Source organism: Myxacorys almedinensis A (genome assembly GCF_010091945.1).
Taxonomy (GTDB): Bacteria; Cyanobacteriota; Cyanobacteriia; order Leptolyngbyales; family Leptolyngbyaceae; genus Myxacorys; species Myxacorys almedinensis.
Genome location: NZ_WVIE01000003.1, coordinates 47,546 through 64,665, shown reverse-complemented (window position 1 = coordinate 64,665; position 17,120 = coordinate 47,546). Strand labels below are relative to the sequence as shown.

Sequence of the window (17,120 nt, the reverse complement as noted above, 5' to 3'; positions counted from 1 at the left end):
TAGGTGCCACTTAAACAAGATGAACATCTCACCATGAGTTGCTTTTCGTAACTGTTCATACTGAAAATAGCTCAGTTAGCCCCGGAACACTTATGAAACTCTCTGCTCAGTGGTCAATTATTCCAACCGCGATCGCGACCGTGTTTGCGCTGTCAGGATTGGCGGCAAGCCAACCCGTTTCTATTTCGCCTGGCTCTCAATCTATTTCCTTGAGCGGCACCTCTGGAGGCACCAGGAAAGACGCGGGCTGCGCTGGCTACATTGCAAAGATGCCAAACCATACCATTCAGGTGACTGCCGACACCAATCTCCGTCTCAGTTTGCAAGGTGCAGGTGCGCCAACGCTGCTCATCACTGGGCTTCAAGGACAAAATATTTGCCTACAGGCAGACAAACTCTCGAAAGGCAAAATCGAAATTCCGGGACGCTGGACGAAAGGCACTTACTCTGTGTTTGTTGGCGATCGTGCTCAAGGGCAAAACCCTTATACACTCTCAATTGCGCCGCAGAAACGGTAGAGCAAGTGTTTTGTAGACCTTATCGGCTCGCCCCATCGTCTGTGTGGTTGCCTAGCTTATTCACCATAGCGATGAGATCTTTCATTGCTGTATCTTTCTTGCAAAATGCATCTACCTTCGCGGTTTGCAGCATCACTTCGGTTTGGGGGTCTTCGAGAGACGAGTAAGCAAGGATGCGGGTGTTGGGATACAGAGTCTTGATTTCTGACGAAGCGGTGAGTCCATCCATCACTGGCATTTGCAGATCCAGAATAATCACATCTGGCGAATAGCGGTTCGCCATTTCTACAGCCTCTCGACCATTACTCGCCAAGCCTACCAATTCAATATCGGCTTGACTTTGAAGAGCTAACTTTAGGCTAAAGCGGGTTAGCTCATGATCATCGACAACTAAGACACGCAACACTTTTTGCTCACAAGACAACATAGGACGCAATCGGGCAGAGTTACTCATTCGTTGTAAAAGTGTAGAACTTTGTGCATTTGCAGTCCTCTACCGAAGGGATTACGTTAATTTAGGTGTTGCAAGAAGCTGCCCCAAAAGCCGTAAAGTTACGCAATTCGGCGTAGATGTAACCGCAGTTTAGCCCCGATGTAAATAGTCTATGAAGCTTCCTTGATTGGGTTAGTTGAAAAACCATTTATAGGTTTGAAATCGAACTAAGAGCAGCAATTTTTTGCAAGCATGAATTGAAATCGATCGCTTGATCAGTCTGGTCAAGCCACCATAATCTGAGCATTTCTAGGGACAAACTGCTAATCTGATCGCCGCGATCGCAGAAAAAAGCCAATTTGAACCGTCGATTTGAATTGTCGATTTGGTTGAACTACAACCTTTTTAGCGAACTGCCTAATGGTAATTGTTGACTAATGGCAACTCAGGCAACGCTCTACATTACTCTTAGCAACTAACTTAGAACTCAAGCTTGAGAGCAAAGCAGTTAGATCAGCCAACGGTGAAATGGAGTCTGAGTATCTTATTTGCACTGAATCGATCGGGACAAAATATGGCTATTACACCAGCATTCGTACCGTCGAAATCACCTTAAACCTGAAGCCGCCATTCATTTACATCCAGTCTTTTAGCAAGGCTTGGCGGCGAGGATGACGTAGCTTACGCATCGCCTTTGCCTGAATCTGGCGCACGCGCTCCCGCGATAAGTCATAAATTTGCCCAATTTCACTCAAGGTATAGTGCTGACCATCGGTTAAGCCAAATCTGAGCTTGATAATTTCCCGCTCGCGATCGCTTAAATGTTCGAGAACAGAACCGAGGCGATCGCACAACAATTTGTGGTCTAAGTTGTCATTGGGGGCAACATTGTCGGCATCTTCGATCAACTGCATCAGTTCCGTATCTTCGTCTCGCCCAACCCACGCATGAAGCGACAACGTGCGCTGACTGACATCTAGAACCTGTTCTAGTTTGTCTTCATCCATATCAAGCGCGGCGGCGAGTTCTGCCTTATTGGGCTTGCGTCCCAAGGTTTGAGACAGCGATTGCCGCACCTTCCGCACCTGGTTCAGTTTTTCAACCATATGCACCGGTAACCGCACCGTCCGAGATTGAGATGCGATCGCACGGGTAATGCCTTGGCGAATCCACCAGTATGCATAGGTTGAGAATTTATAGCCCCGCTCATAGTCAAACTTTTCTGCCGCTCTCATCAATCCCATCGCTCCTTCTTGGATGAGATCTAAAAACGGCACGCCGCGATTGAGATACTTCTTAGCGATCGACACCACAAGGCGAAGGTTTGCTCTAACTAATCTCCGTTTTGCCTGTTCACCTTTGATGCCGCCTTTGGCAATTTCTCGCGCCAGTTCAATTTCTTGAGCTTGAGTAAGCAATGGGTAGCGAGCCATTTCCCGTAAAAACATTCCAACCGAGTCATCTGATAGACCCATATACTCGCCTGCTTTACCGCGCAATGCTTTTGCTAATCCTTCGGGAGAAAGATCTTCATCTTCAAGGGCGGTTATATCAGAAGTATCGACATCAATCGTATCAACATCGGTATCGACAGCAAACGGGTCAACAGTCAAAGATTTAGCGGGGGATTGAGTTGTCATTTGAGGTCACGCCAAAGGGGGAATTAACGCCTTAAAAATTTGACTCCAACTGTAGCTTACTTTGTGCAAGTTGCTCACAGCTTTTCTGGAAAAGATCGATTCTTTGATTGTTTTTTGATCGAGCCTTTCCGTTTTTGTTGCTAAATTAATATCATGCTGCTTTCAAATAAAAAATCAGTACCTACACGGAAGAAGTAAATTTGGGGCAAGTTGGCATGTTAGTTATTTTTGCTGAACCGTCAAACCGACCCAAGAAAGAGTGGCAGCCGCGGAGGAGCTATTTCTTGGGTGAAATCACCCATATCAGCATTGAGGAATTAGTAATCGAATCAGTAGATAAAATCAAGGGCAGAAACATCTTTTAAAGAAATAAATTAAAAATAAATAAGCTTTTTATAATCATTCTTCTGGCGTTAACTTGTGTGAAAGGCAATCTACGATGCAAAAGTGAGTCTTAACGAAGCGCGAAGAAAGGATGTAAGTGCTTTTACTCAAGTCAAGGGCAGCAATCTGGGTGCTGAGTCACAGATAAAAGAGTTACCTAACACCTTACTTTTTTGCCGTAACTCGCAACAGCATCCATTTGCACGTCGTTACCGTATAGAGAAATTGGACAGAAGATTTGGAAGCATTAGGCGAGAGACTCTCTTGGGGGTTGTGATGTTCCGTTTGCGATGCGGCGACCCTATCACAGATGCTCAGAGCCGCTTGAAAACATAGCCAATTAATGAGAAGCTGATGGGCATTTAAGTGCATTTAAGCAAGGTGCAGAGACGACCAGGGGCGTGAATCCCATCTAGAGGGCGCGTCGGCGGTTAAGTCCTATGTTTGGGCAGCAAGTCGAAGCGTTTGCAGGTCGAACATAGGTGGGAGAGGGAAAACTTTTCTTGCTTTCTCCCATGCAGGGCAGTGCTAGGGTGAGAGCAAATCTAGCCGTTTGAATCTGTATTTTTCAAGTCCCCATAGCGTTTTTAGCCAACAACTGAGGCGAGGAGCGACTTAAAAGTGGGGAAACTTTGACATGCATCATCGACTCTGCCAAATTCTGAAAGCCTAAATTTTCCATGAATGAATTAGGGTTAGCTATTCTGTCGTTGGTCATTTGGATCTATTTGTTGGGGTTTAGAGGTTGGTTTTGGCGAACAGACCAACAGCTTCGGGAGGAGCCGATCGCGCCTGCGCCCTCGGTTTGTGTTGTGGTTCCGGCGCGGGACGAAGCGGATTTCATTGCAGTGACGATGCGATCGCTGCTTACTCAACGCTACCCTGGCTCGCTAACGATTTTTTTAGTCGATGACCACAGCCGTGATCGCACGGCGGATATTGCCAAAGAAACGGCGATCTCGCTGGGTCAATCTCACCGGTTGCACATCATTGCGGCAGCATCGCTGCCACCGGGCTGGACAGGCAAACTGTGGGCGCTAGAACAAGGCATTCAGCAGGCGATGGCGTTTCAGCCTGACTATGTGCTGTTGACAGATGCAGACATTGAGCATGAGCCAACTAACCTAAGTAAGCTGGTTGCTAAAGCGGTGAACGACGATCGCGAATTGGTGTCACTGATGGTGCGCCTGCGCTGCGAGAGTTTCTGGGAAAATCTATTAATTCCGGCGTTTGTCTTCTTTTTTGCGAAGCTCTATCCGTTTCGGTGGTCAAACCAGCCAACCTCTGCGATCGCGGCTGCCGCAGGGGGCTGTAGCCTGATTCGTCGAGAGGCACTCGTTCGGATAGGCGGCATGGAGGCGATTCGCCAGGCGTTGATCGATGATTGTGCGCTGGCACACCAGATTAAATTCAGTGGGTCGCGCCGAATTTGGTTAGGGCTAGCGTCAGCTACAAAAAGTCTGCGTCCGTACGACTCCTTAGACACCATTTGGACGATGGTTGCTCGCACTGCCTATACGCAGCTACAGTATTCGCCTTTTTTGCTGCTTGGAACTGTAGTTGGCCTGATCCTTGTTTACCTAATCCCCATTGTCAGTCTTGTTGTAGGAGCAATTGTAGGAAACGCAGGTTTAGCATTGGTCGGGTTGTTAACCTATGCGTTGATGACGATCAGTTATTTGCCAATTATTAAATTTTATAATTGTTCACTTTGGTTTGGGGCTTGTTTACCGGCGATCGCAAGTTTATACCTGCTGATGACGATGGATTCTGCGGTGAGACATTGGCGCGGGCAAGGCGGAGCCTGGAAAGGACGCGTGTATAACCTACCAGATAGTCAGCAGGAGTGATCGCCTTTTGACCTTGTATCCAAGCCTTTTTAGCGCGATCGCGAATGGTCTAAACAAATGGTCTAAACACTGGTAGAGACGCACCCCATGGCGCGCCCCTACTCATCGATGACAAATTCAACAAGCAATCACCTATAAGCTTTGAAGGCGACAGCAACTCGTGCCTAATCGTCATCCTCAAAGCTCATACCCACCATCAGCAGCGCCAAAATGCCTAGCTGACGTTCAATAATTCCACATCAAACAGCAGAGTCGCGTTGGGCGGAATGGGCCCAATCCCTCGGCTCCCATATCCCAACTCTGGCGGAATAACTAACTGACGCCGACCGCCCACTTTCATACTACTGACGCCTTCATCCCACCCTTTTATCACCTGACCAACCCCGATCTTAAAATCGAACGGTTGACCGCGATCGCGGGAACTGTCAAACTTTGTCCCGTCTTCTAACGTTCCGGTGTAGTGGACGGTTACCTTCTGTCCCTTGGTGGGCGAAGCGCCCGTTCCTTCTACCAAATCAGTGTATTGCAATCCAGAATCGGTCGTCACAGGTGTTTTCTCCTCAATCGGTTCGGTCGGGGCAGCTATTGGCTTTAAATCTGCGGCTTGAGCAACCATCGTTATGGGTTCGGTTGTAGGCAGGGGGGATGCGATCGCAGCGCTGCGATTAGTCAGTTGTGCAACCAAAAGCACCACACAGCACGCCAGCATCACTCCCAAGCTAATCAGAATTTCTCTCACAATGATCTCCTGAACTATGATCTGCTGAAATAGGCTTTCTCATTGTGCCACCGAACCCTACGCTTCAGCCCTATCATCTATTTCCAGAGTTTGTTCTCTAAATCTCGCATCTGGCGTTCTAGGCGATCAAGCCGCCCGCGCAACTCATCCATCTCTGCTTGGCGAGGAACGCCCAAATCCATCAGCACATTCCGCAGTTGGCGCTGCATTTGCGCCTCAAATCCGCCTTGCTCTGTCTTCATTTGCTTCATCAAATCATCGACAAAGCCCTTTGCCTGCTCCGGATTTAGCTTGCCCTCGCTCACCCATTGATCGCTGACTTCTTTTAGCTTCTCTGCCATCAAAGAAGTGGTGCCGATGCCAAGCATGACTAGCTGAGTCAGCCAATTATTGTTATCCATAGTGTTCAATTCGTGTTTGATTTGCAGCCCACTGTATTCAGCCTACTGCACTTATTTTGGCAAACCTCGCCAGTTTTCTGAAATGCGTAGAAACCGTCCGTAGACGATTCGCGCTGTCTTTATAAGTTGCTTTATAAGTTGCTATAGATTGCTGTGGGGCGAGAACTGCGATTTTTTAACCAGTCACAGCGCTAACCAGTCACATCACGATCTCTTCTTCCATTTTCAGCAGGAATACTCGCCAGATGAGACACTAGACTACGTTAGCCTGCCATCAACGTTGTCTGTCATGCCAGATTCTCAAAGCATTAGCGCTGCCGTCGCAGAACTTTACAACACTTACCCATTTCCGCCTGAGCCGTTGCTAGATGAACCCCCTCCGGGCTACAACTGGCGCTGGAATTGGCTAACTGCCTACAACTTTTGTACTGGGCAAAAGCCAGAACGAGAAGCAATTCGGATTCTTGACGCAGGATGCGGAACGGGGGTTGGAACGGAGTATCTCGTCCATCTCAATCCTCAAGCGGCAGTCGTCGGGATTGATCTCAGCCCAGGAACCTTGGCAGTGGCAAAAGAACGCTGCCAGCGCTCCGGAGCAAACCGCGCCGAGTTTCACAATCTCAGCCTTTATGATGCCGATCAACTTCCCGGCATGTTTGACTTGATCAACTGTGTCGGTGTGTTGCATCACTTGCCTGATCCGGCACGCGGAATTCAGGCGTTGGCAACCAAACTTGCCCCCGGCGGGCTTTTGCATGGGTTTGTCTATGCAGAGCTAGGGCGGCAGGAAATTCAGCTAATGCAAGCTGCGATCGCACTGCTTCAAGGCGATCGTAAAGGAGACTACCGCGATGGCGTATCCGTCGGTCGGCAACTGTTTGCAACCTTGCCAGAAAACAACCGCTTGGTCAGACGCGAACGTGAACGCTGGTCGATGGAAAATCAGCGAGATGAATGCTTTGCGGATATGTACGTCCATCCGCAAGAGGTGGATTACACCATCGATACGCTGTTTGACCTAATCGATGCCTCTGGTCTAAGGTTTCTGGGCTTCTCCAATCCGCGCCTATGGCAAATCGAGCGGTTGCTAGAGAAAAATCCTGAACTCTTAGAGCGCACCCAACACCTCAGCGATCGTCAGCGCTATCGCCTGATCGAACTCCTCGATCCAGAATCGGTCACCCATTACGAATTCTTCCTCGCCCACGGCGACCTGCCTCTAGCCGATTGGTCATCTGATGAGGTGCTGCTCACGGCAATTCCCGATCGCAGCCCCTGTATGGATGGGTGGGAAAGTCGGACGTTGTTTAATTACGACTATCAGCTTGTCAATTTATCGGAAGAAGAGTTTCGGTTTATCCAGGCTTGCGATACCAATCACGCACAATTAGCGCAGAGCACAACTTCAAGGAAACCGCGCTCTGTTCAGGAGCTTTTGCAAGAGGCTCCGCTGCCGCTAAAACAGGTGCGTGAGTTGCAGGCGCAACAGTTAATCTTGTTGAGTCCAAACAAGCCGGAATCACCAGAGGGCTAACCTCTGGGCTAACCTCTATCGAAATCAACAGCATTTCAACAGACCCGGTTTGGCTGACAGCGCTTTGACGGACGCGAGAAGGCAGAAGAAGGGGTCAGTTTTAGGGCTGCTCACTCGGACCAAACACCATTTGAACCACAAAAGGGTTACCCCCCTCGCAATGGTAGCGATCTGCCCATTGGCGGAGAAGTTCATCGAGTTCTTCTAGCGCCTGATCAATGCGATCGCTCGGAATATCCAACTCTTCTAGCACACGCATCACGCGATCGTGCCGACCTGCCCAATCTTGCATCAGCCGGAAAAAGCGCGCGGTGTCTTCAATCATCACGTAGGCGCGCTCTTCGGGGTCGTCGGGCACATAGTAAGAAGCACGAGTCAGGGCATAGAACGGCATTCCCCACGGCGAATCAATCCGGGTCACCGTTTTAGAGTAAAGCAGACGACGTTTGATATGCTCGGCTAACGCTTCGCTGAGCGGCATGCGCTGCGCTTCTGGCAAATCTTCCTGAGAGCGGCTATGGAGAAACTCGATCAAATCTAAAAACTCGAAGGAGTTGATCAGCAAGGCATCCGGGAGATTGGTCGGCAGCTTTTTTTCGATCACTCGCTTCTCCTCAGAGGTGAGGCTGGTGCCCGGAACTCGCGATCGCCCTAGATGCCAGGGATACTGCTCTAACCAAACATACGGAAGCTGAATCAAATAACGCGGCTCTTGAGATCCTAGCATTTTCAGAAGCTTACCCTCGGTGAGAGCCTGTCGCACTTCTTCAACGATCGCTTTAACCCGCTTTGGCTCGATGTGGTGCAGATGCCCCGTCATCCGGAGGTTGCCATCTTGCTCTAGATACGTCATGTAGATAGCACATTTTGCAGCAGTAGCGGCGGCATCTAAAAAGGCTCCGTGGCGATGCCCGCCGGTTCGCATGGCGCTAAAGGCAAGATACAACATGATCTGATCGATGGCGCTAGGGCTTAAGAGTTTGATCAGATCGAGGTTGGTGGTCATATTCGGTAGAGCAACTAGAAACAAGGATACACAGATCAATCAGTGATTACACTAAAAACCCTAGCCATAAGATAGCAGTTCTACCCCTATCGGAAGCTGAATTTAGGACGACAACTGATGCAAATGCTGAAGCCTTTAAAAAACAGGTAGCGGATTTATCTATGATTAGCGAAATTAAAGGCACATCTGATAGCATTCCCTTTGTGCCAAAAAGTTAACAGGCGCTTGGTGAAGTAGCTCTAGTGGTTTGTCAAGGTGGAAGGGAGAGACTGAGAGACTGAGAGGGGATGGGGGGATGGGGGTCAGTAATATTTAGTCATCAACTCATGCACCCATCTACTCCTCTCCTCAACGTTGACAATGAAGTGAATAAGGGCATACGGCAAAAGCGGATGCAACCTCTTGAAGAGTACATCCGCCGTAGACAAACTTTATTCAATAAATTCAGGGAACCTGGACTCGCTGATGGCTTGAATGAAAATTGTTGAAGCCCTGACAAGCAGCATTAAGCTAGGAAATGCATGTCAGTTCCTTCGATGCGTCCGCTACCTCGGTGGCTAAGGTAAGTATTTTGAGAGGGATGAGCAGCACTGAACTGAGGCAACGAAAAAGCAGAATGTTTGATCGCAGAGATGCCTGCGATCGCGCAAGCAATCAGGCAACCTGACAAGACAACAGAAGTTTGAGCACGCATAGGATTCAATCTGAATCAGGGTATCTATTCCTTGATTCAGACCGTCCCAGAATTGATCAGGACGAATTGCCTGAATTCGCTGAAATTCAGTAATCTCGCACACTTAATTATTGTTTGCCTTAGGGCTAGCATGGCTCACTCAAGAGATTCTACGAGGAGCCACCGCCCAGCACTGTTCATTGTACCTGAGACGGTAAGTAATTCCACGGTCGATGGATACTGATAGAGCGTATCATTTATTTCAGCCCTAAGCGTGACGAGTGACCAGGGCTGATCTAGAGTTTCCGTCGTCTGGGTTTCCATCGTCAGAGAATAGAGTTGGTCAGCCTGACGGTGAAATGTACCAGAAAAACGAAACCCTGGCTGGCGCTGACGCCAAAGAGGGCGAGAAGATAGAGGACAATACCCATTGGTTGGGTAGCTTTCGGGGTTGTTGAGGTAGTAGTGCTGCCAAAACTGCCAGTCGGGATGGGTGGGCGGCAGGTTGAGGAGAGGCACGATGGCGGCGGGCGCTGAGGCATCGTCGAGGAGGGCATTTTGCAGCGATCGCACGGGCAGTTCTCGCGGCTGGCAATTGTGTTCGATGCATAGCGCTGCCGCCATGCCCGCCGCTTGCCCAATCCCTAAAACAAGGGGCTGCAAGCGGGTTGCACCATTGGCAATGTGCGACACCGAAATATTTTTCTCGCATACTAAAAAGCCGTCTACGGTTGCCGATACGAGGCTGCCGTAGGGAATCGTGAAGGGGGTTCCTGTCCAGCGCCCGCCCCACCGCATCGATTTTGGCTTGAGGGGAATATCGCCGCTAGGGTAGTGATGATCGTTGGCATAGTTGCCGATAGCGATCGCTTCACACCAGGTTTCTACGGTCTCGCAGCCCTCAGCGGTGATGGCGATCGGCAGGGGGGCGATCGTGCCTTGGGGCAAAATGTCTTGCTCGCAAACCGTGACCCGCCCGATCAGGCGGCGGCTCTCTCGATAGTAAGGATGCAGGGCAAACGCGCCGCCACCCATGCTTTCAGACACTTTGGGAAACACGGTTTCTGCCAGACCATAACGCCGACCGAGGTGAGTTTGAATGAAGTGAGCAAAGCCTTGAGCATGCCAAAGGGCAGCTTGTAGAAATTCGGATTTCTGCTGAGCATCGCCAATCAGCCGTTCGACGCCTTCTCCGTAGTCGTTGCCGTGAATCGGCCAATTGATCATAAATTGACCCTGGGGCAGCCGCCCGTAGTTTAGAAAAGACTCGCTGCCGTAGTTTTCCCACGCTCCTGCAAACCGTTGTGAAGTGTACTGTGGCGGCGGCGGAATTTTAGGGGCAATCTCGGCTCCAAAATCTTTGAGCATCACAACCCATGTGGGAGCCTGCACCGGATAGCGTTCTGTTAAAGAAGTGTGCGATCGCGGCGCGCTCGGTTCGTCCCATTCAGACTGAAATTCCCAGCCCCAGCGATGGGGAATCTTTCCTAGCGCCAGCAGATCTCCTAACTCGGTACCATCGATCGTCACCTTGGCAAACACGGTAATATCGCGAAAGCGAACCCCCGTCACCCGTTCCCCCTCTTTCAAAACCTCCAGGGGAACCTGACCTGCGATCCAGTCAAGGTTAGCCAATTGGGCAACCCACTCGGCAAAGATTTCTGCACCAATGCGGGGTTCATACGTAAAAAAACTGACCCAAGCGTTATCCAATCCGCCAGGTTGACGCTGCTCTAGAGCACGCAAAAATGCGCCCCACAATCCCGTTTGAAAGGCTTCTAGCTCATTGCCATCCGGGGCAGAAACGCCTGCGCTCGTTAGCATTCCGCCTAGCCACGCAAACTCGCTCACTAAAATCGTGTGTGCCCCTCGCCGCGCCGCCTGAATCGCAGCGGCTGTGCCTCCTGTGCCTCCACCTACCACCAACACTTCAGTTTGAAGAATTTTCATAGCCCCTAAAAAAGCGAACCCCACAGGACAACAGCTAATGGTACAGTCACTATCGAACGGTTTTTCAAGAAATTCCTATGAAAGCGCAGGTATTTCGAGGCGTCGATCAACTCAGCTACGAAGACGTGCCACTCCCTGAGATTGCCAGCGATGAAGTGTTGGTGCAAGTTCGCGTGGTGGGGCTATGTCAATCTGACATCAAAAAAATCAAATATCCGCTCTACGAGCCACCGCGAATTTTTGGGCACGAGACGGCAGGCACGATCGCGGCGATCGGATCTGAAGTTAATCGGTGGTCGGTGGGCGATCGCGTGGTTGTGCTGCACCACATCCCCTGTATGCACTGCGCTTACTGCCTCAATGAAAATTTCTCGATGTGCGAGGTCTACAAAAACATCACCACAACAGCGGGGTTTTCGCCCAGTGGCGGCGGCTTTGCCGACTATGTGAAGGTTCCCGGTCATATTGTGCGAAACGGCGGGCTGATCGAGATTCCAGAGAATGTGACGTTTGAGCAAGCCAGTTTTGTAGAGCCGACAAACTGCTGTTTGAAAGCGGTGAAAAAAGCGCAGATCGCGCCAGGACAGACCGTTTTGGTGACAGGGGCAGGACCGATCGGGCTGATGTTTATTATGCTGGTCAACTATTTTGGGGCACGGGCGATCGCAACGGATCTGATTCCATCTCGCATTGAAAAAGCTCTCAGCGTCGGGGCGGAAGCCGCTTTTGATGCCCGCGATCCAACGTTATCTGCCAAGATTCAGGCGATGACGGGCGGCATGGGGGCAGATGTGGCGCTTCTGGCGGTTCCGAGCGATAAAGCCTTTTTTCAAGCCTTGGAGTGCACCCGCAAAGGGGGAAAAATTCTCTTCTTCGCAGAGTTTCCCGATGAGCTAGAAATTCCGATCAATCCCAACATTTTGTATCGCAGAGAAATCGATTTGATCGGCAGCTACAGTTCTTCGTACCGAGTTCAGGCATTGGCCGCAGATATCGTATTTCACCATCGCATTGATGTCGATGCCTTGGTGAGCGATCGCTACCCCCTCGCAGATTTGGGCATAGCCGTTGACCAAGCGATCGCACCCACTCCAGAAACCTACAAAATTTTGATCTATCCGGAGAGTAATAAGTAGCACTGTAGACTGAGAATCATAGCTATTCTATTAAAGGATCTGGTGTGACTGTTCAAGAGTTTTTGCTGTTTTTAATCTCGATCGGGGCGGGCATCAGTGGGCAATTCTTTCTGAAGTCAGGTGCGCTCAAGTTGGGCAAACTCACTGCCAGTAACGCGATCGCACATGTGATTGGCATCGCAACAACGCCTGAACTCGTCATTGGCTTAGCCTTTTATGGCGTTGCAGCAGTGCTTTATATTTTGCTGCTCACTCGCGTCAATCTCAGCGTTTTGGCTCCTGCGGTGGCGTTGCAGTATATCTTTTCGATTTTGATCGGTCACTTTATGTTTGGCGAGGCAATTCCTCTAGTGCGGCTTTTTGGTATGGCATTTATTGTCTGCGGCGTGGTTCTGCTGCTTGCTAAAAATTAAAGGTATCGGCTGAGAATGGCAGCCGTGGTTGCAGAAGTTTTTTGCCAGCTAAATTGGGCGGCGCGATCGCGTCCTTTTTGCCGAAGTTGAGTCCGCAAGCTCGGATCACTGAGGATGGTCTGCATAGCTCCAGCGATCGCGGCTCCGTTGTAGGGATCAACTAACATCGCCGCCTCACCTGCCACTTCAGGAATTGACGAAAGATTCGAGGTGATCACCGGCGTTCCACACGCCATCGCCTCAAGCACAGGCAAGCCAAAGCCTTCCCAAAGACTTGGAAACACAAGTGCGATCGCTCCATTCATCAGAATCGGTAGTTCTGAATAAGGAACGTAGCTCAAAAATTTGACCCGATGCCCCACGCCTAATTCTTTTGCCTGAGCCAGTAAAACCGGAGTGTAGCGATCGTCAGAAGATCCAGCAATCCAAAGTTCGGACTCGCGATCGCTTAACGTTGCGAAAGCCGAAATCAACCGCTCTAAATTCTTGTAAGGATCGTGACGACCTACGTAAAGGAAATAATGTTGAGTCGGCAAGTTTAAAAATCGAAAATGCTGCTGATCATAAGAAATTGGCACAACCGTCATTTTTGAATGCGGAATTTGATAGAAATCAAAGGCATCTTTCGCCGTTGATTCTGAATCGCATAAAATATGTTCTGCCTGTCTTAAAATCTGGGGAACATAGAAACGAAAATACGCTGTTAGAGGCGATGTTAGGCGGGGAAATCTAAGCGGGATAAAATCATGGAGCGTCACAATATAGCGGCAATTTGAATATAGAGGCGCTTCAGGAATGGGAGAAAAAAGTAGATTTCCCTGGAGTTTTTTATAGAGTTTTGGCAAACTAAACTGGTTCCAAACAAGACGAGAAAAATGCCCTTTCGTACCTTGATCGGGAGTTAACTGATCTGAAATTTGATAACAGCGGAAATTGGACAAAGCTTGCCCAATCAACAAAACCGGATCGAGCGATTCTAAAGCAATCAGAAGATTTTTAGCATAAACCGTGTGACCCGTCGGCTTTGATGCCAAAAACGATAAATTAACCAAGAGTTGACCAGACAAGACCATCAGAAAGAATCAGGACATTAGCAGTTTATAAGCTTTTAGCGTTTCTTTAGCAGTATGGTTCCAAGAAAATAATTTTGCCCGTTCTTTTCCTTTTTCAATTAATTTATCTCTGAGCAAAGAACTGCTAACAACTTGCAAAATTGCCTCTGTCAAATCGTCCACCGAATTGGGATCTACCAATAGGGCTGCGTCTCCGACCACTTCGGGCAGCGAAGAGGCATTTGAGGTAACAACAGGCGCGCCCAAGGTCATCGCTTCTAGGGCAGGCAGCCCAAAGCCTTCGTAGTAAGACGGGTAAACAAACACGTCAGCGTTTGCATAAAACAATGCAACGTGTTCATCCGATAAATAACTGAGGTGATGAATATCAGTTTTGTAACGCGATCGCGCTATTCGTTCAAAAATCGATTCGTACAACCAGCCTTTCTGACCAATCAACACCAGTTGATGCTCAAGGTGATATTTTTCTTTTAAGTGATCAAACGCCTCAATTAACGTAGCAATGTTTTTTCGAGGCTCGATCGTGCTCACAAATAGAATATATGGCTTAGAAAAATCGTAATTTACAGAGGAAAGAGGCGCGCGATCGCACTCTCCAACCGAGTAGCGGCTCGCAAGCGGCGTCACCCAAACTTTCTCTGCGGGCACACCCAACAATTCAACAATATCTTGTTTAGAACTATGAGAAATTGTTAACACCAAATCAGTCCATTGAAGGCATTGCTTAACCCGTTCTGCATAGGCTTTAACGGTAGAATTTGTGAACTGCGGATACTTCACAAATGTCAAATCATAGATTGATAAAACTCGCTTACTTTTTCTAAAGGGAAAAACCGTATAGTTCGTCCCATGAAAAATATCTGAAAAGCCAAAAGAGCCTTCAAAATAAGGTAAGAACAATGGAGGAAACTTAATAAAGAGATTTGTTGCTTTTACAGGTAATGGAAAAAGCCGCAGATTTTCAAACTCCTGAAGTGGTTCAGGACAAGAAAAATTGCCTTTGAGCCAGCCCTTTAAACTAATTTGATAAATGAGATCGATCGCAAAGTCGGGTGATTCTTGTGCAAGCTGCAACTCCTCCAATGCTCGAATTAAGTTCACCACATAAAAACCAATTCCGCTTGGCTTAGGCAAAACAGGCGTTGCATCAATGGTAATGTTGAGCATTAGTAATGTTGAGCATTAGCAATTTTGTAGAGCAATAGTTCTAACTTTCTCATCAGATGTTTCGCAACACGAGATTAGTTCAACTCATCGATTACTTCTCACTCAACCGTTTCAGATCATGGTCAACCATCAACTCTACAAGTTGCTCAAACGAATATTGAGGCTGCCAGTTTAACTGCTTGCCAATTTTATCAATCGATCCAATCAGTTGAACGGCTTCATCGGGGCGGTAGAATGCTGGATCAACAGAGACATAGTTCTCCCAATCCAAACCAACACACCGAAACGCACATTCAACCAATTCGCGTACAGAATGAGTTTCCCCACTAGCAATGATGAAATCATCGGGTTTGTCTTGCTGCAACATGACCCACATTGCATGAACCGCATCTTTGGCGTAGCACCAATCCCGCCGAGCATCAAGATTTCCTAGCTTGAGATCGTGGCTCATACCCAACTTAATCATGGCAGCCGCGAGAGTGATTTTGCGAAACACAAACTCTGTCCCTCGGCGCGGCGACTCATGGGTATAAGTAATGCCACAGCAGGAATACAACCCATATTTTTGCCGATAGTTAACGGTCATCCAATGAGCATAGGCTTTAGCCACGCCATAGGGATTGCGAGGACGAAAGGCAGTCCGCTCAGTTTGCGGCGATTCATCCGGTTGCCCAAAGACTTCGCTGCTAGAAGCTTGATAAAAGCGGGCATCGGGTTTGCAGCGCCGAATCGATTCGAGCAAGCGGGACACCCCTAGTGCAGTATATTCTGCTGTTAAAGCGGGTTGTGTCCACGATAGGGGAACATAGCTTTGAGACGCTAAGTTATAAATTTCATCGGGGCTAGACTCGGTAATCACATCCATCAGCGAGGACTGATCAAGCAAGTCGCCAGAAAGAATCTGTACTTTGTCAGAGAGATGGCTGATGCGATCGAGGTTGCCAGAACTAGAGCGCCGCACCAACCCAAAGACTTGATAACCTTTCTCAACGAGGAGTTCAGCTAGATACGATCCGTCTTGTCCGGTTAATCCAGTGATTAAAGCTTTCTTTGCCATGCTGCTCACTTTGTGCGATGAAACTATCGAGTAAAGAATATACTGGCAAAATCTAAAAAGTAGAAGCTTAAGTGTAAATAATAAAAATTAAAGACGTTGCGATGTGGTCAGCGAGGGCAAGTTTGATATGTTGATGACCGGAGACATAGTAAGGCGGAGTGTCGTATTGCCGATCGTCGAAACTGGTACCTGGTCGAAAGTCCATTTCTTCTAAACACATTCCTTGTTTCCGCAGTTTATAGTCTAGTTCTTCAATATCACATTTACGATAAATGACATTAGAACCGTCTAGAAGCGTCGCGTCATTTGATGCTACATTAAATTCTGTTGTATGAATTCCAATCCCCCCGGGTTTGAGCAGTTTAGATGAATTGATAGCAAAATTTATTCCTTCTTCTAAGCTACCTAAATGTTCTAATGCACACGAACTCCAAACAAAATCAAACTTCTCTTCAATGCCTACCAAATTCTTCATGTCAGCATTTTGAAAACGGACTCGCTCCATAAATGCATCTCGTGAAATAATATGTTCGCTCCATAGACTTTCTAAAGAATCAGCATGCTGATTTGTTGTTTTCCAAGCCTCTGCGTCTGGGTTATTTGTATCTAAATCCGTCGCTAAAACCGTTACTCCATAGTTAGCAAATAATGACGACAATGGCTCGGTTCCGACTGCAAATCCTAATCCTTTCTTAGTTGCATCCAAGAAACCCCGCTCCCATAAAGCTTGAGCGATCGCATACCATTCCCAAAGTTTTCGGTGAAACGTGCGGGGCAAAGCATTAGTTCCTCCGCCCAAGGAAATTTCTTGATCCCAGCGATAAAACCAGGGTGTATTGAAGTGTTCATATTGGCATACCATGGTTTTGATATCAAAACAATTTAGATTGGGGCAAGCCGAGTCAGAAGACTGATGTAGTCGCTCTTCTACTAAAGCCAAACGGCGCTGTAAAGTTAAAATCTCAAAATTAAGCTTACTAATTATTTCTAACTGCTTTCTAGATTCTTCAAGCGTGTCTAACTTAGATTCTTCAAAGTTGGAATGACGTGGTGGAGGTGCTATATTTAATAAGATTTTAAGAAGATCTTTAATAAATAATGGCATGAGTCTCTTAATTTCTGACATTCTTTATAACCTCAGTTAGG

At 48.2% G+C, this 17,120-nt stretch carries 16 protein-coding genes; 5 read left to right on the top strand and 11 right to left on the bottom strand.

The window, feature by feature from the left end:
- The first annotated feature begins 92 nt into the window (after window positions 1-92).
- A complete protein-coding gene (locus GS601_RS03170) occupies window positions 93-518 on the top strand; it encodes a hypothetical protein (RefSeq protein WP_162421824.1) in 426 nt (141 codons plus the stop codon).
- A gap of 19 nt (window positions 519-537) precedes the next feature.
- On the opposite strand, the gene GS601_RS03165 is transcribed toward GS601_RS03170, so the two are convergent.
- A complete protein-coding gene (locus GS601_RS03165) occupies window positions 538-972 on the bottom strand; it encodes a response regulator (RefSeq protein WP_238393010.1) in 435 nt (144 codons plus the stop codon).
- A 614-nt stretch (window positions 973-1,586) separates the two neighbouring features.
- Window positions 1,587-2,591, bottom strand: a complete 1,005-nt coding sequence (locus tag GS601_RS03160) for a sigma-70 family RNA polymerase sigma factor (RefSeq protein ID WP_238393009.1) — start codon at window positions 2,589-2,591, stop codon at window positions 1,587-1,589.
- A 1,064-nt stretch (window positions 2,592-3,655) separates the two neighbouring features.
- Between GS601_RS03160 and GS601_RS03155 the strand changes: the two genes are divergently transcribed.
- Complete coding sequence (locus GS601_RS03155) at window positions 3,656-4,825, top strand: glycosyltransferase (protein ID WP_162421823.1); 1,170 nt, start codon at window positions 3,656-3,658, stop codon at window positions 4,823-4,825.
- Window positions 4,826-5,039: 214 nt separating this feature from the next.
- On the opposite strand, the gene GS601_RS03150 is transcribed toward GS601_RS03155, so the two are convergent.
- Together GS601_RS03150 and GS601_RS03145 are read right to left on the bottom strand one after the other, a co-directional pair.
- The gene (locus GS601_RS03150) at window positions 5,040-5,564 is read right to left on the bottom strand and encodes an FKBP-type peptidyl-prolyl cis-trans isomerase (RefSeq protein ID WP_162421822.1); all 525 of its coding nucleotides are present in this window, start codon (window positions 5,562-5,564) and stop codon (window positions 5,040-5,042) included.
- Window positions 5,565-5,641: 77 nt separating this feature from the next.
- Window positions 5,642-5,965, bottom strand: a complete 324-nt coding sequence (locus tag GS601_RS03145; protein WP_162421821.1) for a phasin family protein — start codon at window positions 5,963-5,965, stop codon at window positions 5,642-5,644.
- 289 nt (window positions 5,966-6,254) lie between these two features.
- On the opposite strand from GS601_RS03145, the gene GS601_RS03140 reads away from it, so the two are divergent.
- On the top strand, window positions 6,255-7,499 hold the full coding sequence (locus tag GS601_RS03140; RefSeq protein WP_162421820.1) for a class I SAM-dependent methyltransferase: 1,245 nt from the start codon (window positions 6,255-6,257) through the stop codon (window positions 7,497-7,499).
- A 100-nt stretch (window positions 7,500-7,599) separates the two neighbouring features.
- Here GS601_RS03140 and hetR read toward each other — a convergent pair whose 3' ends face one another.
- The 3 genes from hetR to GS601_RS03125 form a co-directional block, all read right to left on the bottom strand.
- Entirely contained in the window at window positions 7,600-8,505 is a 906-nt protein-coding gene (hetR, locus tag GS601_RS03135; protein WP_162421819.1) for a heterocyst differentiation master regulator HetR, read from the bottom strand.
- A gap of 505 nt (window positions 8,506-9,010) precedes the next feature.
- On the bottom strand, window positions 9,011-9,199 hold the full coding sequence (locus GS601_RS03130; protein WP_162421818.1) for a hypothetical protein: 189 nt from the start codon (window positions 9,197-9,199) through the stop codon (window positions 9,011-9,013).
- A 135-nt stretch (window positions 9,200-9,334) separates the two neighbouring features.
- Window positions 9,335-11,128 (bottom strand): FAD-dependent oxidoreductase, encoded by a 1,794-nt coding sequence (locus tag GS601_RS03125; protein WP_162421817.1) that lies wholly within the window; start codon window positions 11,126-11,128, stop codon window positions 9,335-9,337.
- Between the two features lie 77 nt (window positions 11,129-11,205).
- On the opposite strand from GS601_RS03125, the gene GS601_RS03120 reads away from it, so the two are divergent.
- Window positions 11,206-12,264 (top strand): zinc-dependent dehydrogenase, encoded by a 1,059-nt coding sequence (locus tag GS601_RS03120; RefSeq protein ID WP_162421816.1) that lies wholly within the window; start codon window positions 11,206-11,208, stop codon window positions 12,262-12,264.
- Between the two features lie 44 nt (window positions 12,265-12,308).
- Window positions 12,309-12,677, top strand: a complete 369-nt coding sequence (locus GS601_RS03115; RefSeq protein ID WP_162421815.1) for a DMT family transporter — start codon at window positions 12,309-12,311, stop codon at window positions 12,675-12,677.
- Here the strand turns inward: GS601_RS03115 and GS601_RS03110 are convergent.
- The 4 genes from GS601_RS03110 to GS601_RS03095 form a co-directional block, all read right to left on the bottom strand.
- Window positions 12,674-13,750, bottom strand: coding sequence for a glycosyltransferase family 4 protein (locus GS601_RS03110; RefSeq protein ID WP_202924823.1), 1,077 nt, complete (start codon window positions 13,748-13,750; stop codon window positions 12,674-12,676). The two genes, GS601_RS03115 and GS601_RS03110, sit on opposite strands and share 4 nt — an antisense overlap.
- A 9-nt stretch (window positions 13,751-13,759) precedes the next feature.
- Window positions 13,760-14,917: a glycosyltransferase family 4 protein gene (locus GS601_RS03105; protein ID WP_162421814.1), complete on the bottom strand. Its 1,158-nt coding sequence runs from the start codon at window positions 14,915-14,917 to the stop codon at window positions 13,760-13,762.
- 91 nt (window positions 14,918-15,008) lie between these two features.
- A complete protein-coding gene (locus GS601_RS03100) occupies window positions 15,009-15,974 on the bottom strand; it encodes a GDP-mannose 4,6-dehydratase (protein WP_162421813.1) in 966 nt (321 codons plus the stop codon).
- A gap of 67 nt (window positions 15,975-16,041) precedes the next feature.
- On the bottom strand, window positions 16,042-17,100 hold the full coding sequence (locus tag GS601_RS03095) for a class I SAM-dependent methyltransferase (protein ID WP_162421812.1): 1,059 nt from the start codon (window positions 17,098-17,100) through the stop codon (window positions 16,042-16,044).
- Window positions 17,101-17,120 lie beyond the last annotated feature (20 nt).